At 64.5% G+C, this 21,067-nt stretch carries 22 protein-coding genes; 11 read left to right on the top strand and 11 right to left on the bottom strand.

The window, feature by feature from the left end:
* Nucleotides 1-6: 6 nt before the first annotated feature.
* On the bottom strand, nt 7-441 hold the full coding sequence (soxR, locus tag AABF56_RS11980; RefSeq protein WP_317633299.1) for a redox-sensitive transcriptional activator SoxR: 435 nt from the start codon (nt 439-441) through the stop codon (nt 7-9).
* 98 nt (nt 442-539) lie between these two features.
* Here soxR and AABF56_RS11975 point away from each other — a divergent pair, with 98 nt between their 5' ends.
* Complete coding sequence (locus AABF56_RS11975) at nt 540-1,112, top strand: NADPH-dependent FMN reductase (protein WP_272806088.1); 573 nt, start codon at nt 540-542, stop codon at nt 1,110-1,112.
* Complete coding sequence (locus AABF56_RS11970; RefSeq protein WP_272806087.1) at nt 1,109-2,317, top strand: MFS transporter; 1,209 nt, start codon at nt 1,109-1,111, stop codon at nt 2,315-2,317. Before AABF56_RS11975 ends, AABF56_RS11970 begins: the two co-directional genes overlap by 4 nt.
* Nucleotides 2,318-2,393: 76 nt before the next feature.
* On the opposite strand, the gene AABF56_RS11965 is transcribed toward AABF56_RS11970, so the two are convergent.
* The gene (locus AABF56_RS11965) at nt 2,394-2,855 is read right to left on the bottom strand and encodes a tRNA (cytidine(34)-2'-O)-methyltransferase (RefSeq protein WP_272806086.1); all 462 of its coding nucleotides are present in this window, start codon (nt 2,853-2,855) and stop codon (nt 2,394-2,396) included.
* Between the two features lie 452 nt (nt 2,856-3,307).
* Between AABF56_RS11965 and AABF56_RS11960 the strand changes: the two genes are divergently transcribed.
* Nucleotides 3,308-5,161, top strand: coding sequence for an ABC transporter ATP-binding protein (locus AABF56_RS11960; RefSeq protein WP_244767032.1), 1,854 nt, complete (start codon nt 3,308-3,310; stop codon nt 5,159-5,161).
* Between the two features lie 38 nt (nt 5,162-5,199).
* Here AABF56_RS11960 and AABF56_RS11955 read toward each other — a convergent pair whose 3' ends face one another.
* Both AABF56_RS11955 and AABF56_RS11950 read right to left on the bottom strand, forming a co-directional pair.
* Nucleotides 5,200-5,493, bottom strand: coding sequence for an addiction module antidote protein (locus tag AABF56_RS11955; protein WP_272806085.1), 294 nt, complete (start codon nt 5,491-5,493; stop codon nt 5,200-5,202).
* A gap of 1 nt (nt 5,494) precedes the next feature.
* Nucleotides 5,495-5,794 carry a type II toxin-antitoxin system RelE/ParE family toxin gene (locus AABF56_RS11950; RefSeq protein ID WP_272806084.1) on the bottom strand — a complete coding sequence of 100 codons (300 nt, stop codon included), beginning with the start codon at nt 5,792-5,794 and terminating at the stop codon, nt 5,495-5,497.
* Nucleotides 5,795-5,915: 121 nt separating this feature from the next.
* On the opposite strand from AABF56_RS11950, the gene AABF56_RS11945 reads away from it, so the two are divergent.
* The 5 genes from AABF56_RS11945 (at nt 5,916) to AABF56_RS11925 (ending at nt 11,466) form a co-directional block, all read left to right on the top strand.
* Nucleotides 5,916-7,784, top strand: coding sequence for an ABC transporter ATP-binding protein (locus tag AABF56_RS11945; protein WP_272806083.1), 1,869 nt, complete (start codon nt 5,916-5,918; stop codon nt 7,782-7,784).
* A 264-nt stretch (nt 7,785-8,048) separates the two neighbouring features.
* The gene (gene petA, locus AABF56_RS11940; protein WP_244767028.1) at nt 8,049-8,627 is read left to right on the top strand and encodes a ubiquinol-cytochrome c reductase iron-sulfur subunit; all 579 of its coding nucleotides are present in this window, start codon (nt 8,049-8,051) and stop codon (nt 8,625-8,627) included.
* A 14-nt stretch (nt 8,628-8,641) separates the two neighbouring features.
* Nucleotides 8,642-9,910 (top strand): cytochrome b, encoded by a 1,269-nt coding sequence (locus AABF56_RS11935; protein WP_244767027.1) that lies wholly within the window; start codon nt 8,642-8,644, stop codon nt 9,908-9,910.
* A 27-nt stretch (nt 9,911-9,937) separates the two neighbouring features.
* Nucleotides 9,938-10,816: a cytochrome c1 gene (locus tag AABF56_RS11930; protein ID WP_272806082.1), complete on the top strand. Its 879-nt coding sequence runs from the start codon at nt 9,938-9,940 to the stop codon at nt 10,814-10,816.
* 107 nt (nt 10,817-10,923) lie between these two features.
* Entirely contained in the window at nt 10,924-11,466 is a 543-nt protein-coding gene (locus AABF56_RS11925; RefSeq protein WP_272806081.1) for an adenine phosphoribosyltransferase, read from the top strand.
* 181 nt (nt 11,467-11,647) lie between these two features.
* Here the strand turns inward: AABF56_RS11925 and AABF56_RS11920 are convergent, their stop codons facing one another.
* Genes AABF56_RS11920 through ychF form a run of 3 tightly spaced genes read right to left on the bottom strand, consistent with a single transcriptional unit; the run spans nt 11,648 to nt 13,688 of the window.
* Nucleotides 11,648-12,115: a MaoC family dehydratase gene (locus tag AABF56_RS11920; protein ID WP_272806080.1), complete on the bottom strand. Its 468-nt coding sequence runs from the start codon at nt 12,113-12,115 to the stop codon at nt 11,648-11,650.
* Entirely contained in the window at nt 12,102-12,578 is a 477-nt protein-coding gene (locus AABF56_RS11915) for a MaoC family dehydratase (protein WP_244767023.1), read from the bottom strand. The genes AABF56_RS11920 and AABF56_RS11915 overlap by 14 nt, the downstream gene beginning before the upstream one ends.
* 6 nt (nt 12,579-12,584) lie before the next feature.
* Nucleotides 12,585-13,688 (bottom strand): redox-regulated ATPase YchF, encoded by a 1,104-nt coding sequence (gene ychF, locus AABF56_RS11910; RefSeq protein WP_272806079.1) that lies wholly within the window; start codon nt 13,686-13,688, stop codon nt 12,585-12,587.
* Nucleotides 13,689-13,846: 158 nt separating this feature from the next.
* On the opposite strand from ychF, the gene clpS reads away from it, so the two are divergent.
* Nucleotides 13,847-14,158: an ATP-dependent Clp protease adapter ClpS gene (gene clpS, locus AABF56_RS11905; RefSeq protein ID WP_244767021.1), complete on the top strand. Its 312-nt coding sequence runs from the start codon at nt 13,847-13,849 to the stop codon at nt 14,156-14,158.
* A gap of 40 nt (nt 14,159-14,198) precedes the next feature.
* Nucleotides 14,199-14,582, top strand: a complete 384-nt coding sequence (locus AABF56_RS11900) for a hypothetical protein (protein ID WP_272806078.1) — start codon at nt 14,199-14,201, stop codon at nt 14,580-14,582.
* Between the two features lie 3 nt (nt 14,583-14,585).
* Here the strand turns inward: AABF56_RS11900 and pth are convergent, their stop codons facing one another.
* From pth to AABF56_RS11880, 4 genes are all read right to left on the bottom strand, one after another.
* Nucleotides 14,586-15,302, bottom strand: coding sequence for an aminoacyl-tRNA hydrolase (gene pth, locus AABF56_RS11895; RefSeq protein ID WP_272806077.1), 717 nt, complete (start codon nt 15,300-15,302; stop codon nt 14,586-14,588).
* Between the two features lie 71 nt (nt 15,303-15,373).
* Entirely contained in the window at nt 15,374-16,123 is a 750-nt protein-coding gene (locus tag AABF56_RS11890) for a substrate-binding periplasmic protein (RefSeq protein ID WP_272806076.1), read from the bottom strand.
* A gap of 20 nt (nt 16,124-16,143) precedes the next feature.
* Entirely contained in the window at nt 16,144-18,531 is a 2,388-nt protein-coding gene (locus AABF56_RS11885) for an EAL domain-containing protein (protein WP_272807496.1), read from the bottom strand.
* A gap of 236 nt (nt 18,532-18,767) precedes the next feature.
* On the bottom strand, nt 18,768-19,376 hold the full coding sequence (locus tag AABF56_RS11880; RefSeq protein WP_272806075.1) for a 50S ribosomal protein L25/general stress protein Ctc: 609 nt from the start codon (nt 19,374-19,376) through the stop codon (nt 18,768-18,770).
* 233 nt (nt 19,377-19,609) lie between these two features.
* Here AABF56_RS11880 and AABF56_RS11875 point away from each other — a divergent pair, with 233 nt between their 5' ends.
* A complete protein-coding gene (locus AABF56_RS11875; RefSeq protein ID WP_272806074.1) occupies nt 19,610-21,064 on the top strand; it encodes a hypothetical protein in 1,455 nt (484 codons plus the stop codon).
* Nucleotides 21,065-21,067 lie beyond the last annotated feature (3 nt).

The following is a 21,067-nucleotide window of genomic DNA, read 5'->3' as shown; positions in this document are numbered from 1 at the left end:
TGAAGGTCAGGGCTCGAGCAGCCTCGGGCCCGGCCCTTCGGCGGCCAGTTCGTCCAGCGGGTTGCGCAGCGGGCATTCCTGCATCGACAGGCAGCCGCAGCCGATGCAGCCGTCGAGCTGGTTGCGCAGCTTCGTCAGGCGCGCGATGCGCTCGTCGAGCTGGCGGCGCCAGGTCTCCGAGAGCTTGCGCCAGTCGAGGCTCGTCAGCGGCCGGTCGTGCGGCAGGACCGACAGGGCGTCGGCGATCTCCGAAAGCGGAATGCCGGTGCGCTGCGCCACCTTGATCACCGCCACCCGGCGCAGGATGCTGCGCGGATAGCGCCTCTGGTTGCCGCGGTTGCGCTGGCTGTGGATGAGCCCCTTCGTCTCGTAGAAATGCAGGGTGGAGACCGCGATGCCGCTACGCTCGGCAACCTCGCCGACGCTGAGTTCCCGGGGCATGCCGGTCCTTGGACATTTTTCCGTCATGGCTGTTGACCTCAACTTAAGTTGAGGTTTTATACCAGCGGCTCCTCGCATTTCCAAGACGGAGCCGCCGCATGACTGACAGACTGACGATCGCCCTCATCTATGGCAGCGGTCGCGAAGGGCGCTTTGCCGATACGATCGCGGGATGGCTGGAGCCTGAACTCGCCGGTTTCGGCCAGTTCAACATCGTGCGCATCGACCCGATGGAGCTGGCCTTCACGCCCGGCGGCCTCGACGAGGCCTCGGCGGAGCTGGTCGAAAGCCGGATTTCGCAGGCGGATGCCTTCCTGATCGTCACGCCGGAATACAACCATGCCTATCCGGCGGCGTTGAAGGCGATCATCGACAGCTGCTTCCGCCCCTGGCATGCCAAGCCGATCGCCTTCATCGCCTATGGCGGCGTCTCCGGCGGCCTGCGCGCCGTCGAGCAGCTTCGGCTGGTCTTTGCCGAGCTGCATGCGGTGGCGATCCGCGAGACGGTGAGCCTTGCCCATGCCTGGACGCATTTCGACCCGGTCGGCAACCCCTTCCGACAAGGCCAGCTCAACGGCCAGCTTGCCGTCCTGATGAAGCGCCTGACCTGGTGGGCGAACGCGCTGAAGGCGGCGCGCATCGCGACGCGCTATGACGAGGCCGCAGCATGAAGCCGGAACACTATGCGGCAGCGGAGGTCGCCCGCTCCCCGGCAGATCTCCGGCGCAATTCGACGCTGCTCTTCATCAGCACGCTCACCATCATGTCCGGCGCGACGATTTCCGCCTCGCTGCCGGGCATCGCGGCGCGGTTCGCCGATGTGGAGAATGTCGCGCTGCTCAGCCGGCTGGTGCTGACGCTGCCTGCGGTCTTAATCGCGCTGTTCTCTCCGGCGGCCGGCTTCCTGGTCGATCGTTTCGGCCGCAAGCCGCTGCTCACGGTCTCGCTCGCGCTGTTCGCCATTGCGGGGGCGTCCGGCCTCGTCCTCGATACGCTGCCCGGCCTTCTGGTCGGGCGTGCCGCGCTCGGCATTGCCGTCGGCGGCATCATGACGGCGACGACGGCGCTGGTCGGCGATTTCTTCCAGGGCGCGGCGCGCGATCGCTACATGGGCCTGCAACAGGCCTTCGTCGGCGTCGGCGGCACGATTTTCCTCACCGGCGGCGGTTTCCTTGCGGAGGTCCACTGGCGCGGGCCGTTCCTCATCTACACGGTGGCGGTCCTGCTGGTGCCGGCGGCGCTCGCCTTCCTGCCGGAGCCGCGCCGCGCGCGGCCGGCCGGCCCCGCCACCGGGGCGGACCGGCTCGGCGGTCGCGCCACCGCATTGCTCGCCTTGCTGTTCCTCGCCGCCGCGGTCAACATGATCGCCTTCTACATGATCCCGACGCAGCTTCCCTTCTACCTCGAAACGCTCGGCTTTGCCGCCCCGAGCCTTGCCGGCACGGCGATCGGCGCGGGCCAGTTCGTCGGCGTGGTGAGCGCGCTTGCCTTCGCGCCCTTCCGGCGCCTTGCCGGCATCATGGGCGTCTTCGGCCTCGGCTTCGTCTCGGCCGGCTTTTCGTTCCTGCTGCTCTCGGGGGCGGAAAGCTATGCCGGCGTGCTCGCGGCCATGGCCGTCTCCGGTGTCTGCATGGGCACGATCATGCCGAATTTCGCGGCCGCCGCGATGCTGCTCGCTCCGCCGGCCCGGCGTGGCCGCGTCTCGGGCCTCCTGGTGTCCAGCATCTTTGCCGGCCAGTTCCTCTCGCCCGTCGTCTCGCAGCCGCTGATCGCCGTATCGGGTTACGACGGCGCCTACGCCATTGTCGGCGCCATCGTGCTCGCCTTCGGCGTCGTGGCCTTCGCGTTGCGCTGGTTGTGGCCGGGTGATGGCTAGGGCGATTCCCGTAGCCGCGCGAGGCCGGAAAGGCGGAGCGCTTTTGCGATTCGGGACGGAGCGGAAATGCGTGCGGTCAGGCAAAACCCGTCTGGCGCAGGGCCTCGCCGCCGATCATCGCGGCGGCGAGCGCGACATTGATGGAGCGCTGCCCCTCGACCATGGGAATGAGCACCCGGCCGTCCGCCCTGTCATGCACGTGGTCCGGCACGCCGGCGCTTTCGCGGCCGAAGAGCAGGATGTCGGTCGGCCGGTAGGCGAAATCCGTGTAGCGTTGGGCGGCCTTGGTCGAGGCGAGCACGAGGCGGCAGCCGCTTTCCCGCCGCCACGCCTCGTATCGCTCCCAGTTGACATGTCGCGTCAGCGTCACGGCGGCAAGGTAATCCATGCCGGCCCGCTTGAGGCTGCGGTCGGAAATATCGAAGCCGGCCGGCTCGATGATGTCGACGGAAAGGCCGAGGCAGGCGGCGAAACGCAGGATCGTGCCGGTATTGCCGGCAATGTCGGGCTGGTAGAGGGCGATGCGAAGTGCGGACATACGGCCTCGCCTACAGCAATTCCGGCCAAGGTGCGAAGCGGTTTTGTCTTAAAAATTGCGGAAAGACAAAAAGATGGTGCCGACCCGCCTTTCGGCGAAAAGCGGCGGGATGCCATCGCGGATGTGGCGGCAGGGCAACAGAATTGGCCGGAAAGACGAAATTGCGACAAAGCGGCTGGCAAATTGCGTCGTTTCGCGCTAACCAAGGCGCATCTTCAACGCGAGAAAAGGGAGGATCATTATGGATACCATGTATCGACCGCGCCTCCCGGCTGGATTGACGCCTCTTCTCGCGTAGGCGTTTCGCCACCAAGATTCCCACCGTTTCTTCATTTTACTTCGTCGTGTGACGCTTTTCGTCGCCCCACGGCAATCCTGCCGGAACCCCGTTCCCGACCGCGCCCGTTTTGCGCCGTCCGTGCCGGTTCCGTCTTTCTATTACGGAGAAAGCCATGTTCGGCTGGTTCGAAAGACGTTTGAATCCCTATCCTTCCGAGGCGCCCTCGCTGCCCCCGAAGGGCCTTTTCGCCTTCCTGTGGCACTATACGCGCCCGGCCGCCCCTTGGCTGGCCCTGCTCGGTTTCTGCTCCATGGTGCTCGGCATCGCCGAGGTCGTGCTGTTCCAGTTCCTCGGCAGCATCGTCGACTGGCTTTCGGCCGGTGATCCCGGCACGTTCCTCGCCCGCGAGGGCGACACGCTCGTGTGGATGGCGGCGCTGCTGCTCTTGATCATCCCCGGTTTCGGCGCGCTGCACACCATGACCATGCACCAGGCGCTCGCGGGCAATTTCCCGATGATCGCCCGCTGGCAGATGCACCGTTACCTCATCCGCCAGAGCATGACCTTCTTCTCCAACGAGTTCGCCGGCCGCGTCTCGACGAAGGTGATGCAGACGGCGCTTGCCGTGCGCGAGGCGGTGATGAAGATCATCGACGTCTTCATCTACGTGGTGAGCTACTTCATCTCGATGATCGCGATCATCGCCTCGGCGGAGATGCGGCTCGTCGTGCCGCTGCTCGTCTGGCTGGTGATCTATCTCGGCATCCTGCGCTACTTCGTGCCCAAGCTCATGGTCATCTCCCGCGAGCAGGCCGATGCGCGCTCGATGATGACGGGCCGCATCGTCGACAGCTACACCAACATCGCGACGGTGAAGCTGTTCTCGCATGCCGGCCGGGAGGAGAGCTATGCCCGCGAAGGCATGGACGCGTTCCTGCAGACCGTGCACAAGCAGATGCGGCTCATCACCCTGTTCAACATCGTGATCGACATCAACAATGTCATCGCGCTGTTCGGTACGACGGCGATCGGCATCTATTTCTGGATGTCCGGCGACGTGTCCGTCGGCGCCGTGGCGGTGGCGGTCGGCCTTGCCATGCGCATCAACGGCATGTCGCAATGGGTGATGTGGGAAGTGACCGCGCTCTTCGAGAACATCGGCACGGTCTATGACGGCATGGGCATGATGACCAAGCCGCACGACATCATGGATGCGCCGCAGGCACCGGCCCTGCCGGCCGCCAAGGGCGCGATCGACTTCGATCATGTCCGCTTCCACTACGGCAAGAACAAGGGCGTGATCGAGGACCTGTCGCTCAGGATCGGGGCAGGGGAGAAGGTCGGCCTCGTCGGCCGCTCCGGCGCCGGCAAGACGACGCTGATGAACGTGCTGCTCCGGTTCTACGACCTCGAATCCGGCAAGATAACCATCGACGGCAAGGATATCGCGACGGTGACGCAGGACAGCCTGCGCTCGCAGATCGGCGTGGTCACGCAGGACACCTCCCTGCTGCACCGCTCGATCCGCGACAACATCGCCTACGGCAAGCCGGAGGCGAGCGATGCGGAGATCATCGAGGCGGCGAAGCGCGCCAATGCCTGGGACTTCATCGAAGGTCTCGTCGACCAGCACGGTCGCACGGGCCTCGATGCCCAGGTCGGCGAGCGCGGTGTCAAGCTCTCCGGCGGCCAGCGCCAGCGCATCGCGATCGCCCGTGTCTTCCTCAAGGACGCGCCGATCCTGGTGCTGGACGAGGCGACCTCGGCGCTCGATTCGGAGGTCGAGGCGGCGATCCAGGAAAACCTCTTCGCCCTGATGCAGGGCAAGACGGTGATCGCGATCGCCCACCGCCTCTCGACGCTGACCGAGATGGACCGTCTCGTCGTTCTCGACAAGGGTCGTCTCCACGAGACCGGCACCCATGCCGAACTGGTCGCCAAAGGCGGCATCTACGCCGACCTCTGGACCCGCCAGTCCGGCGGCTTCATCGCCGACGACGCCGAGGCGGAAGCGGCGGCGGAGTAACTGGTAAGAGGGCGCCCTTTCCAGCGGAAGGGGCGCCTTCAATCCGTGCCGGTGCGTTTGGAGGTGAGCTCCAGCCCGAGGGCGCGCATGACCGCCAGCATGGACTTGAGGGTTGGATTGCCGTCGCTGGCAAGCGAACGATAGAGCGCTTCCCGGGCAAGGCCGGTCTCTTCCGCAACCTTTCCCATGCCCTTGGCCCGCGCAACGACGCCGAGCGCCTGTGCGATATAGCCCGCATCCCCCGTCTCGAACGCGTCCTTCATGAAGACGTCGATCGCCTCGTCGGAACCGAGGGCCTCGGCCGGGTCGTAACTGTGCAGTGTCTCGTTCATGTCATTCATCCACTTGGGCCGCCAAGGTCTTGGCTTTGGCGATATCCCGTCTCTGTGAACCCTTGTCGCCGCCGCAGAGCAGCACGATGATCTCGTCGCCCCGCCGCGTGAAATAGATGCGATATCCGGGGCCATAGTGGACGCGGATTTCGCTGATGCCGTCTCCCACGGATTTTACATCGCCGATGAGGCCGTAGGCGATCCGGTTCAGCCGGGCGGCGATCAGTGCGCGCGCTTTCCGGTCGTCGAGCGCCCGCTCCCATTTGCGAAAGGTGTCGGTCTGCTTGATCAGGAGCGTCATCTAATCTGTAACTTTAATATTACAATCCTCGAAAATCAAGAGAATTGCCGACCGTTGTCAGATCCCTCCACCTTTCCAATCTTTAATTTGTCCCCCGTCAAAAACCGCCTATATCGGAGGCATGATCTTCCGCCCGCTCTTCTCCTGGTTCGAGAACTGGATTCAGCCCTTCGCGCGGCGGGATGACCTTCGCCCGCCGCAGGGTCTCTTCGCCTTCATCTGGTTCTATGTCGGGCAGGCGAAGGCGCCGTTTGCGGCGATGCTGGTGCTCGGCGGCGTCACGGCGGGCATCGAGGCGGCGACCTTCTGGTTCGTCGGGCGGCTGGTCGATATCCTGGCGACGGTCAAGCCTGCGGACGGGTGGAGCGGCCTCATGGCCGCCCACGGGCCGGAGCTCCTGATGATGCTGGGCCTGATCGGCCTCGCGCGCTTCGTCGTCACGTTCCTCACGGCGCTCGTCGACCAGCAGGTCATCACGCCCGGCTTCTACAATCTGGTGCGCTGGCAGTCCTATGTGCATGTCGCGCGCCAGTCGCTCTCCTTCTTCCAGAACGATTTCTCCGGCCGCATCGTCACGAAGGTCTGGTCGGCGGGGCAGGCGACGGGCGACGTCATCACCTCCTTCATGGAAAGCGTCTGGTTCGTGACGATCTACACGGCCTCGACGCTGGTGCTGCTCGGCGGGCTCGACTGGCGGCTTGCCGCCGTGCTCGGCGTGTGGCTCGTGGTCTTCTCCGTGCTGGCGCGCTACTTCGTGCCGCGCATCCGCGAACATTCGCGCCAGACCGCCGAAGCCGCGTCCATGCTCAGCGGCCGCATGGTCGATGCCTATTCCAACATCCAGACGCTGAAGCTCTTCGGCCGCGACGAGGCGAACGACCGCTACATGCGCAGCGGCTTCGACATCTTCCAGAAGACCACGCTCGATTTCACCCGCTTCCTGACGGGCGTGCGCGCCTCCATGGCCTTCGTCTCCGGGCTGATGATCGTCGCCATGGCGGTGCTCTCCATCCATCTGTGGCTCGGCGGCATCGCCAGTTCCGGCGCGGTCGCCTTCACCATGGCGCTGGTGCTCAGGCTGAATTTCCTGCTCAACCGGCTGATGACGCAGCTCAACAGCATCATGCGCAACATCGGCACGATCCAGAATTCCGCCGACCTGATCTCCCAGCCGATCGGCCTCGTCGACACGCCGGACGCGGTCGAGATGAAGGTCGCCCGCCCCGAAATCCGCTTCGAAGCCATCCGCTTCCACTACGGCCGTCCGTCCGGCGTCATCGACGACCTGACGCTGTCGATCCGTCCCGGCGAGAAGGTCGGTATCGTCGGCCGCTCCGGCGCCGGCAAGTCGACGCTGGTCAACCTGCTGTTGCGTTTCTACGACCTTGAAGGCGGGCGGATTCTCGTCGGCGGGCAGGATATCGCCGCCGTCACGCAGGAGAGCCTGCGCGCCAATATCGGCATGGTCAGCCAGGATACCGCGCTGCTGCACCGCTCGATCCGCGACAACATCCTCTTCGGCAATCCGGACGCCAGCGAGGCCGAGATGATCGAGGCCGCAAGGAAGGCCGAGGCGCACGACTTCATCCTCGCCCTGGAGGACCAGCGCGGCCGGAAGGGCTATGACGCCCATGTCGGCGAGCGCGGGGTCAAGCTGTCGGGCGGCCAGCGCCAGCGCATCGCCATTGCCCGCGTCATGCTGAAGGACGCGCCGATCCTCGTGCTCGACGAGGCGACCTCGGCGCTCGATTCGGAGGTAGAGGCGGCGATCCAGTCGAACCTCGAGCGCCTGATGCGCGGCAAGACCGTGCTCGCCATCGCCCATCGCCTGTCCACCATCGCCGCGCTCGACCGGCTGATCGTCATGGATCGCGGCCATATCGTGGAGGAGGGGACCCATGCGGAACTCGTCGCGCGCGGCGGGCTCTATGCGGATCTCTGGTCGCGCCAGTCGGGCGGGTTCCTCGGCCACGAGGAAGCGGCGCAATAGGACCGCAAAGCGTCGTTTCCCACGCCCTTTCCAAGCCCGGAAGCGCTGGATGTTCAAGGCGATGCCTGCGCCTTGTCAAGATGCCCCGTTTTTCCCGCGACAATGTGCCCACCTCCCCTTGCCAAGGCTGGACATAATTTGCGATCAAGCATAGAACGCGCCGGATTGACGGGGAATCTATGGCCGTATTGTGTCCGGATCTTGCCGGTTTCCAAAGGGGCGTTGCGGTTTTCCGCAGACTTTGCGTGAGAGGATGGTTTAGCCGTGAGCGAACACGAGACAACAAGCGAATCCCTGGGCGAGCCCACTCGCCGCGATTTTCTTTACCTGACCACCGGTATGGCGGGCGTCGTGGGCGGCGTTGCGGTTGCCTGGCCGTTCATCGACCAGATGCGTCCGGACGCGTCCACGCTGGCGCTCGCCTCCATCGAGGTCGATGTCTCCAGCCTGCAGCCGGGCATGTCGCTGACCGCCAAGTGGCGCGGCAAGCCGGTCTTCATCCGCAACCGCACCGACAAGGAAGTCGAGGAGGCCAAGGCCGTCCAGCTTTCCGACCTCAAGGACCCGGTCGCCCGTAACGCCAACATCGCTTCCGACGCCCAGGCGACGGATCTCGACCGCTCCGCCGGCGAGGGCAAGGAGAACTGGATCGTCATGATCGGCTCCTGCACCCATCTCGGCTGTGTTCCGCTCGGCCAGGCCGGCGATTTCGGCGGATGGTTCTGTCCCTGCCATGGTTCTCACTACGATACCGCCGGTCGTATTCGTAAGGGTCCGGCCCCCGAGAACCTGCCCGTGCCGACCTTCTCGTTCGTATCCGACACAGTCATCAAGATCGGTTGAGGGGACTACTGATAATGAGTGCTGAACATTCAACCTACCAGCCGACGACTGGCATCGAAAAATGGGTCGATTCGCGGCTGCCTCTGCCGCGCATGATCCATGACAGCTTCGTGTCCTACCCGGTCCCGCGCAACCTGAACTATGCCTATACCTTCGGCGCCATGCTGTCGGTGATGCTGATCGTGCAGATCCTGACCGGCATCGTGCTGGCCATGCATTATGCCGCCGAAACCACCGTCGCGTTCAACTCGGTCGAGAAGATCATGCGCGACGTGAACCACGGCTGGCTCCTGCGCTACATGCACGCCAACGGCGCGTCCTTCTTCTTCATCGCGGTCTATCTCCACATCGCCCGCGGCCTCTACTACGGCTCCTACAAGGCGCCGCGTGAAATCCTCTGGATCCTCGGCGTCGTCATCTACCTCCTGATGATGGCGACGGGCTTCATGGGCTACGTTCTGCCCTGGGGCCAGATGTCCTTCTGGGGCGCGACCGTCATCACCGGCTTCTTCTCGGCCTTCCCGTGGGTCGGCGAGTGGATCCAGCAGTTCCTGCTCGGCGGCTTCGCGGTCGACAACCCGACGCTGAACCGCTTCTTCGCGCTGCACTACCTGCTGCCGTTCATGATCGCCGGCGTCGTCGTCCTGCACGTCTGGGCGCTGCACGTCACCGGCCAGACGAACCCGACGGGCGTCGAGGTGAAGTCCAAGACCGACACGGTCGCCTTCACGCCCTACGCGACGCTGAAGGACGCCCTCGGCGTCTCGGTCTTCCTGATCGTCTTCGCCTGGTTCATCTTCTACATGCCGAACTACCTCGGCCACCCGGACAACTACATCCCGGCCGACCCGCTGAAGACCCCCGCCCACATCGTTCCGGAATGGTACTACCTGCCGTTCTACGCGATGCTGCGCGCCATCACCTTCAACATCGGCCCGATCGACTCCAAGCTGGGCGGCGTTCTGGTGATGTTCGGCTCGATCATCATCCTCTTCTTCCTGCCGTGGCTCGACACCTCCAAGGTTCGCTCCGCCGTCTACCGTCCGTGGTACAAGCTGTTCTTCTGGATCTTCGTGGCCAATGCCATCATGCTCGGCTGGCTCGGCGCCATGCCCGCCGAAGGCATCTACGTCATCCTCTCGCAGCTCGGCACGGTCTACTACTTTGGCTTCTTCATCGTCCTCATGCCGATCCTCGGCCTGATCGAGACCCCGAAGCGCATTCCGAATTCGATCACGGAAGCGGTTCTGGAAAAGAAGAACGCCAAGGCGGCCAGAGCCTGATAGCGAGCGACGAAAGGAACCATGACAATGAAAAAGCTTGTTGCAGGCATTCTGTCGCTCGCCCTCGTCGCCGGTATCGGCGTCTCCTTCGCGACCGCGCAGGACGAGCATGCCGCCGGTGGCGCCGAAGCGGAGCACGCCACGCCCCACTACCCGATCCACAAGCCCAAGCAGCAGGACTGGAGCTTCGCCGGCCCGTTCGGCAAGTATGACAAGGGCCAGCTCCAGCGCGGCCTGAAGGTCTATACCGAAGTCTGTTCTGCCTGCCACTCGATGAGCCTCGTCTCCTTCCGCACGCTGGAAGGTCTCGGCTACTCGGAAGCCCAGGTGAAGGCATTCGCGGCGAACTACGAGGTCGAGGACGGCCCGAACAGCGACGGTGAGATGTTCACCCGCAAGGCCGTTCCGTCCGACTACTTCCCGTCGCCCTACGCCAACCACGAGGCGGCCGCCGCTTCGAACAATGGCGCGGCCCCGCCGGACTTCTCGCTGATCGCCAAGGCGCGCGGCATCACCCGCGGCTTCCCGCAATTCGTCTTCGACATCTTCACCCAGTACCAGGAAGGCGGCCCGGACTACATCTACTCGCTGCTGACCGGCTATGACGAAGAGCCGCCGGCGCATGTCGAGGTGGCCGAAGGCACGCACTACAACCCGTATTTCGCAAACGCCGCGGCGCTCGCCATGGCCAAGCCGATCTCCGACGACCAGGTCACCTATGACGACGGTTCGCCGCAGACGGTGGATCAGTATGCGCATGACGTTTCCGCCTTCCTGATGTGGGCCGCCGAGCCGCACCTGGAGGACCGCAAGCGCACCGGCTTCATGGTCATGGTCTTTTTGGTGATCTTCACCGGCCTGATCTACCTGACGAAGAAGTCGGTCTATGCGAACAAGGAACACTGAGCGGTCCTGCCGCTCTGTCGAAAGGCGGCCTTCGGGCCGCCTTTTTTGTTGTGGGGCGATGCCGCACCTGCAATAACCGGAAAAAGCCCTCCGCAGTTGGAATTCCCATGTCCGCACTCGAAAATGAACTCGTCGCCGCAATCCGCAACATCCCGGATTACCCCAAGCCCGGCGTCATGTTCCGCGACATCACCACGCTGCTCGGCAATCCGCGCGCCTTCCGCCGCGCGGTGGACGAGCTGGTGCATCCCTATGCGGGCATCGGCGTTGCCAAGGTCGCCGGGATCGAGGCGCGCGGCTTCATCCTCGGCGGCGCCATGGCACACCAGCTGTCGACCGGCTTCGTGCCGATCCGCAAGAAGGGCAAGCTGCCGCACGAGACCGTGCGCATCGCCTATAGCCTGGAATACGGCGTGGACGAGATGGAGATGCACAAGGATGCCATCAGGCCGGGCGAGAAGGTCATCCTCGTCGACGACCTGATCGCCACCGGCGGCACGGCGGAGGCGGCGGTGAAGCTGCTGCGCCAGATGGGGGCGGATATCGTCGCGGCCTGTTTCGTCATCGACCTGCCGGAACTCGGCGGGCGGAAGAAGCTTGAAGCGCTCGACGTGGAAGTGCGCACGCTGGTGGCGTTCGACGGGCATTGAGCATAGCTGCCCGCGATCTGCCGTGTCGCCCCTCATCCGGCCTGCCGGCCACCTTCTCCCCGCAAGCGGGGCGAAAGGATAGGCCGCGCCGGTTTCCCCAGCCCATACTGTTCATGGGGCAAGTTCCCTCTCCCCGCTTGCGGGGAGAGGGTTAGGGTGAGGGGCAAACCGAACGTGCGGTTCAGACGAATTCCAGAACCGTGCTCTCGAACCGGATGACCGGCTCGCCATTCTGGTTCCTTCCCGCACACAAAATCGTATTGATCAGCCGGCCCGGCCGCGAGGCGAGTTCGCGCGAGGCCGTCAGCGTCACCGAATAGGTGATCGTGTCGCCGGCGAAGACCGGCTTCAGCCAGCGCAGGTTCGTGAAGCCCGGGGAGGGGCCGAGCTTCGGAGGCGCGATCCCCTCGGCGGCGAGCCGCCGGCATTCGCCCGTCCAGAAGGGCACGAAGCATTTCATCCACCCTGCGCTGGAATGCCAGCCGGAGGCGCAGAGGCCGCCGAACAGCGCGTGCCTGGCCAGTTCCGCATCGAGATGGAAGGGCTGCGGGTCGAAATCCCTGGCGAAGCGGATGATGTCTTCGGCGGTGAAGGTGAGGCTGCCGATCTCGACGGCCTCGCCGAAGGCGTAGAGCTCAGCCATGCGCATGGTCGGCTCCCTTTTCGGCAAGGCGCATCATGTTGATATATTCGCAGAGCGCGACCGTTTCCCCGCGCTGGTTCGTCACCGTGGCGCGCATGCGCACGATGCCGATCTCAGGCCGCGAGCGCGAGACGCGCGCATCCAGCACCTCGCAATGGCCGCCGAGCGTGTCGCCGGCGAGCACCGGGCGCTTCCATTCCATGGCATCGACACCCGGCGAGCCCTCCGAGGTGGAGCCGCGGATATAGGCCTCGTAGAGCATGCGCATCATGACGGCGCTGGTGTGCCAGCCGGACGCGGCGAGCCCGCCGAGGATGCTGGTGCGGCCGGCTTCCTCGTCGAGATGCATGGGCTGGGGATCGAATTCCCGCGCGAAGGCGATGATCTCGTCCGCCGTCAGCGTCCGCTCCGCGAAATCGAAGCGGCGGCCGGGCGTGAAATCCTCGAAGGTCAGCTGCGCGTCCGTCATGGGTGTTTACGTATTGAAGCGGAAGTGGATGACGTCGCCATCCTGCACCACATATTCCTTGCCTTCGTCGCGGCCCTTGCCGGCTTCCTTGGCGCCGACTTCGCCCTTGTAGGCGATGTAGTCGTCATAGGAGATGGTGAAGGCGCGGATGAAGCCGCGCTCGAAATCCGTGTGGATGACGCCGGCGGCCTGCGGGGCCTTGGTGCCGCGCACGATGGTCCAGGCGCGGGTCTCCTTCGGGCCGACCGTGAAATAGGTGATGAGGTCGAGCAGGTGGTAGCCGGCGCGGATGAGCCGGTCGAGGCCCGCTTCCTCGAGGCCGAGCGCGGAGAGGAATTCGGCCGCTTCCTCTTCCGGAAGCTGGGCGACCTCGGATTCGATCGCCGCCGAGATGATGACGCATTCGGCGCCCTGTTCCTTCGCCATGGCGGCAACGGCCTCGGTGTGCTCGTTGCCTGTCGAGGCGTCGGCCTCCGCGACGTTGCAGACATAGAGGACCGGGTGCGAGGTGAGGAGGTTGAGGCCCTTCAGGACCTCGATCTCCTCGGGCGCCAGCGTCTTCAGGAGAAGGCGGGCCGGCTTGCCCTCGTTCAGCAGCTTCACCACGGCTTCCATGATCGGCAGCTGCGCGATGGACTCCTTGTCCTTGCCGGTGGCGCGTTTGCGCGTCTGCTCGACGCGGCGCTCCAGGCTTTCGAGGTCGGCGAGCATCAGCTCGGTCTCGATCGTGTCGGCGTCGCCCACCGGGTTGATGCGGCCCTCGACATGGGTGATGTCATCGTCCTCGAAGCAGCGCAGCACATGCACGACCGCATCGACTTCGCGGATGTTGGCGAGGAACTTGTTGCCGAGGCCTTCGCCCTTCGAGGCGCCGCGCACAAGGCCGGCGATGTCGACGAAGGAGATGCGGGTCGGGATGATCTCCTTGGAGCCGGCGATGGCGGCGAGCGCCTTCATGCGCGGATCGGGAACCGCCACTTCGCCGGTGTTCGGCTCGATGGTGCAGAAGGGATAGTTGGCCGCTTGCGCCGCCGCCGTCTTGGTCAGCGCGTTGAAGAGGGTCGACTTGCCGACATTCGGCAGACCGACGATACCGCATTTGAAGCCCATGGAAGGTGGTCCATTCGTCTTAGAAAATCGTTGCCATCGCTATGGGGGATGGCGGGGGCAGGGTCAAGGGCTTCGGGCCGCGCGGGCCTTGAAGTCGCCTCTCCTGCGGTGCACAATGGGCCGCACACCGCTCGAAGCCGGAATACGAGGAGCTTCCCATGAGCAATGGTGACACGACCCTGACCCCGAAAACCGTGACGAAGCCGAAGCTGGAACGGCCGAGGCTCTACAAGGTCATTCTCGTCAACGACGACTATACGCCGCGCGAATTCGTCGTGCTGGTGCTGAAAGCCGTCTTCCGCATGGCGGAGGAGACGAGCTACCGGGTGATGATGACCGCGCACAAGATGGGCACGTCCGTCGTGGTCGTCTGCGCCCGCGACATCGCCGAGACCAAGGCGAAGGAGGCGACGGACCTGGCGAAGGAGGCGGGTTTCCCGCTGCTCTTCCAGACCGAGCCGGAGGAATAGGCTTCATCCGATATTAGCGGTCTTCGCCCATGCTGCGGCCATGATCGAAGAAGCCGCCACCTGGCACTATGCCGTCGCCTTCGTGTTCTTCCTTCTTGTGGGGGCGATCGGGCACGTCTGCCGCGCCGTCTTCAATGTCTTTCCCGACCGGCTTTCCGACCGGACGACGCTCGATCTCGTCGTCAGCGACGGCTACGACTGGAACGACCGGATCTTCGGCACCGAATATGACGATGCGGGTTACTACCGGCTCGATTCCTGGCGGAATTTCCGGAACGCGACGGTCGGCTGCGGCCTTGCCGGCCTCGCCGTCATGCTGTTTTCCGACGGCGCCTCCGGCCTTGTCGCCCAAGGCATCGAGACGGCGCTTGCCTGGCTGTGGGACCTTTTCCTCTACCGGCTCGAAACGATCCGCTGGCTGTAGGTCCTACTCGCCCTTGTTGCCGAGCAGCTTTTTCAGCATCTCCGCCATCGGCCCCGTCGTCGGCAGGATTTTCGGTTGGGCGTGGTTGCGCGCCTGGCGGATGTGCGACTGGCCGGCCGGCTTCTGCGCGGGTGCCTTTTCCGCTTCCGGTTTGCTGCCGGTAGCGAGCGCGAGCTTGTTCATCAGCTGCGAATCCTCTCCCCGCACCAGCATGTCGGCATTGAGGGCGAGCTCGTCGAGCAGCGGATCGAGCCAGCCATGGTCGGCCTTGGCGAAATCGCCGAGCACATGGTGGGTGACGAGTTCCTTTGCGCCCGGATGGCCGATGCCGAGGCGCAGGCGCCGGTAGTCCTTGCCGCAATGGGCGTCGATCGACTTGATGCCGTTGTGCCCGCCATGGCCGCCGCCGACCTTGATGCGCGCCTTGCCGGGGGCAAGGTCCAGCTCGTCGTAGATCGCGACGATGTCCTTGGGGGCGAGCTTGTAGAAGCGCATCGCCTCGCCGACGGATTCGCCGGACAGGTTCATGAAGGTCTGCGGCTTGACGAGCAGCACCTTCTCGCCGGCAAGCTCGCCCTCGGAGATTTCCGCCTTGAACTTCTTCGACCAGGGCGAGAACGGGTTCTTGCGGTGGATCGCATCCAGCGCCATGAAGCCGATATTGTGGCGGTTGCCCGCATATTTTGCGCCCGGATTACCGAGCCCCGCGATGATCTGCATGGAATGGTCCGCCAAAAGGATCTGTCCCGCCTTCACCACCGCGAAAGCGGCCGGAAGTCAACCGCCCGCGATCATTTCTTCGCGCCGCCATCGGCCGTGCGCGTGTTCGGCGGCAGGCCGTAGGCGGCGAAGATGCGATCCTGCTCGCCGCTGACGATGAGCTGGTCGAGCGCCGCCTGCAGCCGCGTGATGAGGTCGGGCGGCGTGTCCTTGTGGCAGGCGAGGCCGTAGATCTGGCCGGCCATCAGCATGGCCTTCTCGACCGGCTGGCCCTGGTTGACCAGGTTCTCATAGGTCTTGATCGAGGTCGGCATCAGGTCGATGCGGCCGGAGAGCAGCTTGCGCACCGAGATGTCGATGTCGACGGCAAGGTCGATATCCTTGAAGCCGAGATCCTCCAGCGCCTCGACGGCGAAGTCGCCGCGCTGCGAGCCGACCTTCATGGTGAGCGCCTCCTGCATGCTGTCCGGCCCCTTGCTGCCGTCCTTGCGCTTCAGGAGCACCATCTCGTCCTTCAGAAGGGGATTGACCCAGGCGAAGCGGCCGGCGCGTTCACGGTTGTAGCCGGCCGTGAAGACGCAGTTCATCGGCTGGTTCTCCGCCAAAGCGAAGGCGCGGGCCCAGGGCATGATCTCGATCGTGTAGTCGATGCCCGCCGCCTTGGTGATCGCGGCGACCTGCTCGACGGCGATGCCGGTGATCCTGCCGTCCCTGGAATAGTTGAACGGGGCGTATTCCTCCGTCACGAAATGCAGGGTTTCGGCAAGCGGTGCGGAAAGAGGGGCGAGCGACAGGCAAAGCGTCAAGAGCAGCGTCTTCATCGTCTCGTCCTTGTCCTTCGTCAGGAGGCGGCGGCCCGGCGTTCGGGTCTCTCCGTCACCGTGAATTCGTCCAGCTTCTCCAGCAATGCGTCAAGCGGCAGGGGGCGGCTCAGGAGGTAGCCCTGGCCGAATTCCACCTGCATGGCCTGCAGGATATCCCACTGTTCCGTCGTCTCGATGCCTTCCGCCACGACGGCGCAGCCCATCTGGTGCGAGATGGTGCGTATGCCTTCCACCAGCATGCGGCTCTTGCGGCGCACGTCCGGCTGGTCGGAGGAAAGCGAGCGGGTGAAGGACTGATCGACCTTGACGATATCGACGGGGAAGCGGTTGAGATAGGACAGCGAGGAATAGCCGGTGCCGAAATCGTCGAGCGCAATGCGGCAGCCAAGGTCGGAGAGCGCGTCGAGCACTTCGCGCACGACGGGATTGTCGAGCATCAGCACCGCCTCGGTGATCTCCACCACGATGCGCGACGGCGTGATGCCGTGCTCCAGAAGCAGGGCGGCAAGGCGCGCGGGCAGGGCGGGCTCGAACTGCAGGGGCGAGAAGTTCACCGCGAGATAGGCGTCGGCAAGCCCGTCGAGCTTCGAGATGATGGCAAGGCTGGCGATCGACTTCGACAGGATGCAATCGCCGATGCGGCCGATCGAGCCGTTCTCCTCGGCAATGCCGATGATCTCGGCCGGCGGCAGCAGGCCGCGCTCGGGGTGGTTGAGCCGCATCAGCGCCTCGAAGCCGGCGACGCGCCCGTCGGCGAGCGACACGATCGGCTGGAGATGGGCGATGAACCAGTCCTCGCGCAGGCCCTGGTCGATGAACTGCTCGGTCTCCAGCCGCTTGCGGGCGATGTCCACCATGTTGCTGTCGAAGAGCTGCACGCCGTTCTTGCCGCTGCGCTTGCGCGCATACATGGCCATGTCCGACTTCTGCAGCAGGCAGGCCGCCGTCTCTGCATGGTCGGGATAGACGGCGACGCCGATGCTGGCGCTGACATGGAGATCGGCACCGTTGACGGTGAGCGGGGTGCGCAGGCTGGCGACGAGCCTTTCGCTGACATCCATGGCGAGCTGGCACGCGTTCGGCGCGCAAAGCAGGATCGCGAATTCGTCGCCGCCGAGCCGGGCGATCCGGTCGCCCGCGCGCAGCTGCCGGCGCAGGCGCGTCGCCACCTGGCAGAGCACGTCGTCGCCCGCCGCATGGCCGAGATTGTCGTTGATCCACTTGAAGCGGTCGAGATCGACGAAGAGGCAGGCGAGCTGCTGGCCGAGCTTGTCGACGTCGCCGATCAGCTCGTCGAGCACGGATTCGAAACCCTGCCGGTTGAGCAGCCCCGTCAGATGGTCGGTGATCGCCTGGCGGTGGTTGCGGTTCTCCGCCTCCTTGAGGTCTGTGACATCGGTCATGACCGACAGCGACAGCGCCTGCCGGCTGCTGCTGGCCGCCACGCCGGTTTCGAGGATCAGCACGTCGATCATGCTGCCGTCGGCGCAGCGGAAGCGCACGGTCGCCTCGCAGATCCCACCTTCCACGCTGTTTTCGTCGTGGCGCTTGCGATAGGTGTCGCGCCAGTCCTCGGCGACGAAATCGGTGAATTCCTGGCCGATCACCGCGGCGCGGCGATAGCCGGTCGCCGTCAGCCAGTAGTCGCTGACGGCGGTGATGCGGTTGTCCGCATCGATGGAGAAGAGCATGGCCGGCGTGAGGTTGTAGATGTCGGTGGCGCGGGCATGGGCGAGCTTCAGCTCCTTCTCCTCGCGCTCCAGCTTGCTCTGCATCTCGTTGAAGTTATGGGCGAGCGCGCCCATTTCGTCGTTCGAGGTCCAGTCGACATGGTGGCGCGAGCCGAGCCGGCGCGTCGCCTCGATGGCCGCCGTCAGCCGCATCAGGGGGCGGATGATGGTGATGCGGTTGCCGATGATGGCGGCGGTGAAGAGGGTGGCGACGGCGAAGAAGAAGATGGTGAAGATGCTCATCTCGTCCTTCGAGAAGCGCGAGAGCAGATGCGCCTTGCGGATCCAGATTTCCGCCGTGCCCACCTTCTTGATGCCGTCGTTCGCCTTGTAGAGGATGTCTGCCTTGACGATGGAACGCGTGTCGTCCGGATCGGGACGGGTGGCGGGCTTCCGGATGTCGATGAGGTCGGACGTGTCGCGCACATGGACGAAGACGATGTCGGCATCCGCCTGCAACGCGCCGACGATCTGATCGATGCTGTCCTTGTCGAAATCCCAGAGCGGCTTGCCGAGCGCCTGGACATTGGCCTGCAGCAGAACTTCGGTGTTCTGCAGGCGCTCGCGCGCCACGCGGTCGGACGAAAGGATCAGGAACAGCACGAAGAGCGGGGCGACGAAGATGAGCAGGGCGCCGATGACGATGGCGATGAAGCGGCTTTCCACCGAATGCATTTTCATGCCGGTTGCCCCCCTGCCATGATGCCAAGCCCGCCCATGATGCCCCTCGTTGGCTTTCGTCATTTTGGAGGCTTAGATTTTCACCAAAGTCTTAAATGTTGCTGAAATGGCGATCCGGAAAAGTGCCGGTTGCTCAGGCTTCCCGCAACGGTAGTGCCTGGCGGCGGACAAAGAAAACCCCGCATCCGGTGGGATGCGGGGTCTTCAGGATCGTTTCTGAACGGAGCCGATTACTCGGACGCTTCCGTTGCTTCTTCTTCCTTCACGCCGGCAGCCGGGACGGCGATCGTGGCGATCGTGAAGTCGCGGTCGGTGATGACCGGGCTCGTGCCCTTCGGCAGCTTGATGTTGGAGATGTGGATGCCTTCGCCGACCTTGAGGCCCGTGAGGTCGGCCGTGAGGAATTCCGGAATGTCGCCGGCCAGCGCGTGCAGCTCGACAGCGTGGCGAACGATGTTCAGGACGCCGCCGGCCTTGATGCCCGGGGACTTCTCTTCGTTGACGAAGTGAACCGGAACTTCGACCACGACGTGGGTGTTGCCCGAAACGCGGAGGAAGTCGACATGCATCGTGAAGTCGCGGACCGGATCCAGCTGGTAGTCCTTCGGCAGGACCTTGATCTTCTCGCCGTTGACGTCGATCGTGGCGACGGTCGTCTTGAAGCCGCCGGCGTGGATGCGCTGGGTGACGTCCTTGGTCGAGATGGCGATGGAGAGCGGGGCCTGCTTGTCGCCATAGATGACTGCGGGAATAAGGCCGTTGCGGCGAAGTTCACGGGAGGACCCCTTACCAACCCGTTCGCGCGTCTCGGCCTTGAGCTCGTAAGTTTCGTGGCTCATGGCTTTACCTTTCATGTGTTACTGGAGAGCCCTTCGCACGCGGAGAGCACTCCGCCGCGCAAAAAGCTTGAGGATTTCGTGAAAGCCTCATCCACGTTGCCTCCAAGGGTGTCTACGCGGACGGGGGCTCGATAAACGAGAATGCCCGGAAATGCAAGGCCCGTGGCCGGATTGACACGATGCGGTCATGATTGGATGTTCGCCTGCAAACCGGTTCGGCGAAGGAGGCCATGATGAGACTACAGATCCTGATGGCCTCGGCCGCATTCGCGCTGGCATCCGCAAGCCCGGCCCTCGCCCAGGCGGTCTCGCCCGCCGAAGCCGAGAGCATCCAGCAGAAGCTCACGCGCTACCTGCCGCAGGACATGATCGAGGCCGGTCTCGTCACCGTCAAGGCGGCGACCTCGTTCTACGAACTGCGCTTCAATCCGGCCGTGCTTGTCGAAAAGCACAAGTCCGGCGCGGTGACGGTCGAGGGGCTGAAGCCGACGACGGCCTATCTCCGGCCCATGCCGGAGGGCACCTACCGCGTCGAGGCCAGCGACAGCTTCGACATCAAGGGCTCGGTCGATGCCGCGCCCGGCAAGAATTCCTTCTCCTATATCATCGCCTCGATGAAGCTCGACGGCATCTACGATCCGGATATCCTCTACTTCACCTCCGCCGACTGGACGGCCGAGAGGATCGCCTTCACCAGCACCTCGCCGCAGGAGAGCATCACGGCGAGCTTCGGCGAGACGGCGATGCGCCTTGCCGCCGAGAAGAAGGGGGAGGGCATCCTCGACATATCCAGCACCGGCGTGATGAAGGCCTTTGCCGAGACGATCACCGGCGGGACGAACGGCCGGGTCGACATAAGCGCCGATACGGTCGACATCGATGTCAGCATGGACGGCGCGCGCAACAAGGTGGTCCAGGACCTCGTCTTCTTCGTGCTCGACAACATGCACAAGGACAGGCTGGAGGCGGCGGATGCGGCGCGGCTGAAGGAGATGCTGCGCTCCGCCCTGCCGGTCTTCGACAATCTCACCGAGACGATCAGGGCCTCCAATGTGACGGTCGGCACGGAGCGGGGCATATTCGGCGCCGAGAGCGTCAGCTATGTCATCGACATGAACGGCATCGCCCATTCCACCCGTGTCGGCTTCGGCTTCGGCGTGGAGAAGCCCAGGCCGCCGGCCGGCATCCTGCTCGCCACCTTCGCGGAGGCCGTGCCGGAGCGCGCGACCTTCAAGGCGGCGGTGACCGATCTCGACCTTGCGGGCGCCGTCAACTATCTCATCGACCATGCGGATTTCACCAAGTCCGAGCCGCTGACGGACGAGCAGAACAAGGAAATCGGCCGCATCGTCCTGCCGGATGGCGCGATGACCGTGGAATTCGAGGACGTTTCCGCCGTTTCGCCGATCTATGACGTGCACCTTGCCGGCAAGATGCAGGTCTATCCCGAGCAGAAGGACCGGCACAGCGCCGAGGTGACGCTGACCATGCGCAACTTCGACAAGACGGTCGCCTATCTCCAGAAGAACGCCGCCACCGTGCCGCAATTCGGCCAGGCCGCCTTCGGCCTCCTGATGATGAAGGGCCTTGCGCGGGATGCCGGCGGCGGCGCGCAGGTCTGGGACGTCAAGGTCGGCGAGGACGGCAAGGTGCTGATCAACGGCCAGCCGCTGCCGTTCCAGCAGTAGGCA

It is taken from the genome of Shinella sp. WSC3-e, assembly GCF_945994535.1.
Taxonomy (GTDB): domain Bacteria; phylum Pseudomonadota; class Alphaproteobacteria; order Rhizobiales; family Rhizobiaceae; genus Shinella; species Shinella yambaruensis.
The sequence above is the reverse complement of the archived record's forward strand: the minus strand, read 5'-3'. Positions and strand labels throughout refer to the sequence as shown.

What these genes read in the sequence shown, in the direction of transcription:
- ychF (WP_272806079.1), bottom strand. Translation starts at nt 13,688, where the DNA reads ATGGGCTTCAAATGCGGTATCGTCGGTCTGCCGAATGTCGGCAAGTCG.
- AABF56_RS11930 (WP_272806082.1), top strand. Translation starts at nt 9,938, where the DNA reads ATGAAAAAGCTTGTTGCAGGCATTCTGTCGCTCGCCCTCGTCGCCGGT.
- pth (WP_272806077.1), bottom strand. Translation starts at nt 15,302, where the DNA reads ATGCAGATCATCGCGGGGCTCGGTAATCCGGGCGCAAAATATGCGGGC.
- AABF56_RS11915 (WP_244767023.1), bottom strand. Translation starts at nt 12,578, where the DNA reads ATGACGGACGCGCAGCTGACCTTCGAGGATTTCACGCCCGGCCGCCGC.
- AABF56_RS11885 (WP_272807496.1), bottom strand. Translation starts at nt 18,531, where the DNA reads ATGCATTCGGTGGAAAGCCGCTTCATCGCCATCGTCATCGGCGCCCTG.
- AABF56_RS11925 (WP_272806081.1), top strand. Translation starts at nt 10,924, where the DNA reads ATGTCCGCACTCGAAAATGAACTCGTCGCCGCAATCCGCAACATCCCG.
- AABF56_RS11875 (WP_272806074.1), top strand. Translation starts at nt 19,610, where the DNA reads ATGAGACTACAGATCCTGATGGCCTCGGCCGCATTCGCGCTGGCATCC.
- clpS (WP_244767021.1), top strand. Translation starts at nt 13,847, where the DNA reads ATGAGCAATGGTGACACGACCCTGACCCCGAAAACCGTGACGAAGCCG.
- AABF56_RS11950 (WP_272806084.1), bottom strand. Translation starts at nt 5,794, where the DNA reads ATGACGCTCCTGATCAAGCAGACCGACACCTTTCGCAAATGGGAGCGG.
- AABF56_RS11975 (WP_272806088.1), top strand. Translation starts at nt 540, where the DNA reads ATGACTGACAGACTGACGATCGCCCTCATCTATGGCAGCGGTCGCGAA.
- soxR (WP_317633299.1), bottom strand. Translation starts at nt 441, where the DNA reads ATGCCCCGGGAACTCAGCGTCGGCGAGGTTGCCGAGCGTAGCGGCATC.
- AABF56_RS11890 (WP_272806076.1), bottom strand. Translation starts at nt 16,123, where the DNA reads ATGAAGACGCTGCTCTTGACGCTTTGCCTGTCGCTCGCCCCTCTTTCC.
- AABF56_RS11920 (WP_272806080.1), bottom strand. Translation starts at nt 12,115, where the DNA reads ATGCGCATGGCTGAGCTCTACGCCTTCGGCGAGGCCGTCGAGATCGGC.
- AABF56_RS11880 (WP_272806075.1), bottom strand. Translation starts at nt 19,376, where the DNA reads ATGAGCCACGAAACTTACGAGCTCAAGGCCGAGACGCGCGAACGGGTT.
- AABF56_RS11970 (WP_272806087.1), top strand. Translation starts at nt 1,109, where the DNA reads ATGAAGCCGGAACACTATGCGGCAGCGGAGGTCGCCCGCTCCCCGGCA.
- AABF56_RS11945 (WP_272806083.1), top strand. Translation starts at nt 5,916, where the DNA reads ATGATCTTCCGCCCGCTCTTCTCCTGGTTCGAGAACTGGATTCAGCCC.
- AABF56_RS11935 (WP_244767027.1), top strand. Translation starts at nt 8,642, where the DNA reads ATGAGTGCTGAACATTCAACCTACCAGCCGACGACTGGCATCGAAAAA.
- AABF56_RS11965 (WP_272806086.1), bottom strand. Translation starts at nt 2,855, where the DNA reads ATGTCCGCACTTCGCATCGCCCTCTACCAGCCCGACATTGCCGGCAAT.
- AABF56_RS11900 (WP_272806078.1), top strand. Translation starts at nt 14,199, where the DNA reads ATGATCGAAGAAGCCGCCACCTGGCACTATGCCGTCGCCTTCGTGTTC.
- AABF56_RS11955 (WP_272806085.1), bottom strand. Translation starts at nt 5,493, where the DNA reads ATGAACGAGACACTGCACAGTTACGACCCGGCCGAGGCCCTCGGTTCC.
- AABF56_RS11960 (WP_244767032.1), top strand. Translation starts at nt 3,308, where the DNA reads ATGTTCGGCTGGTTCGAAAGACGTTTGAATCCCTATCCTTCCGAGGCG.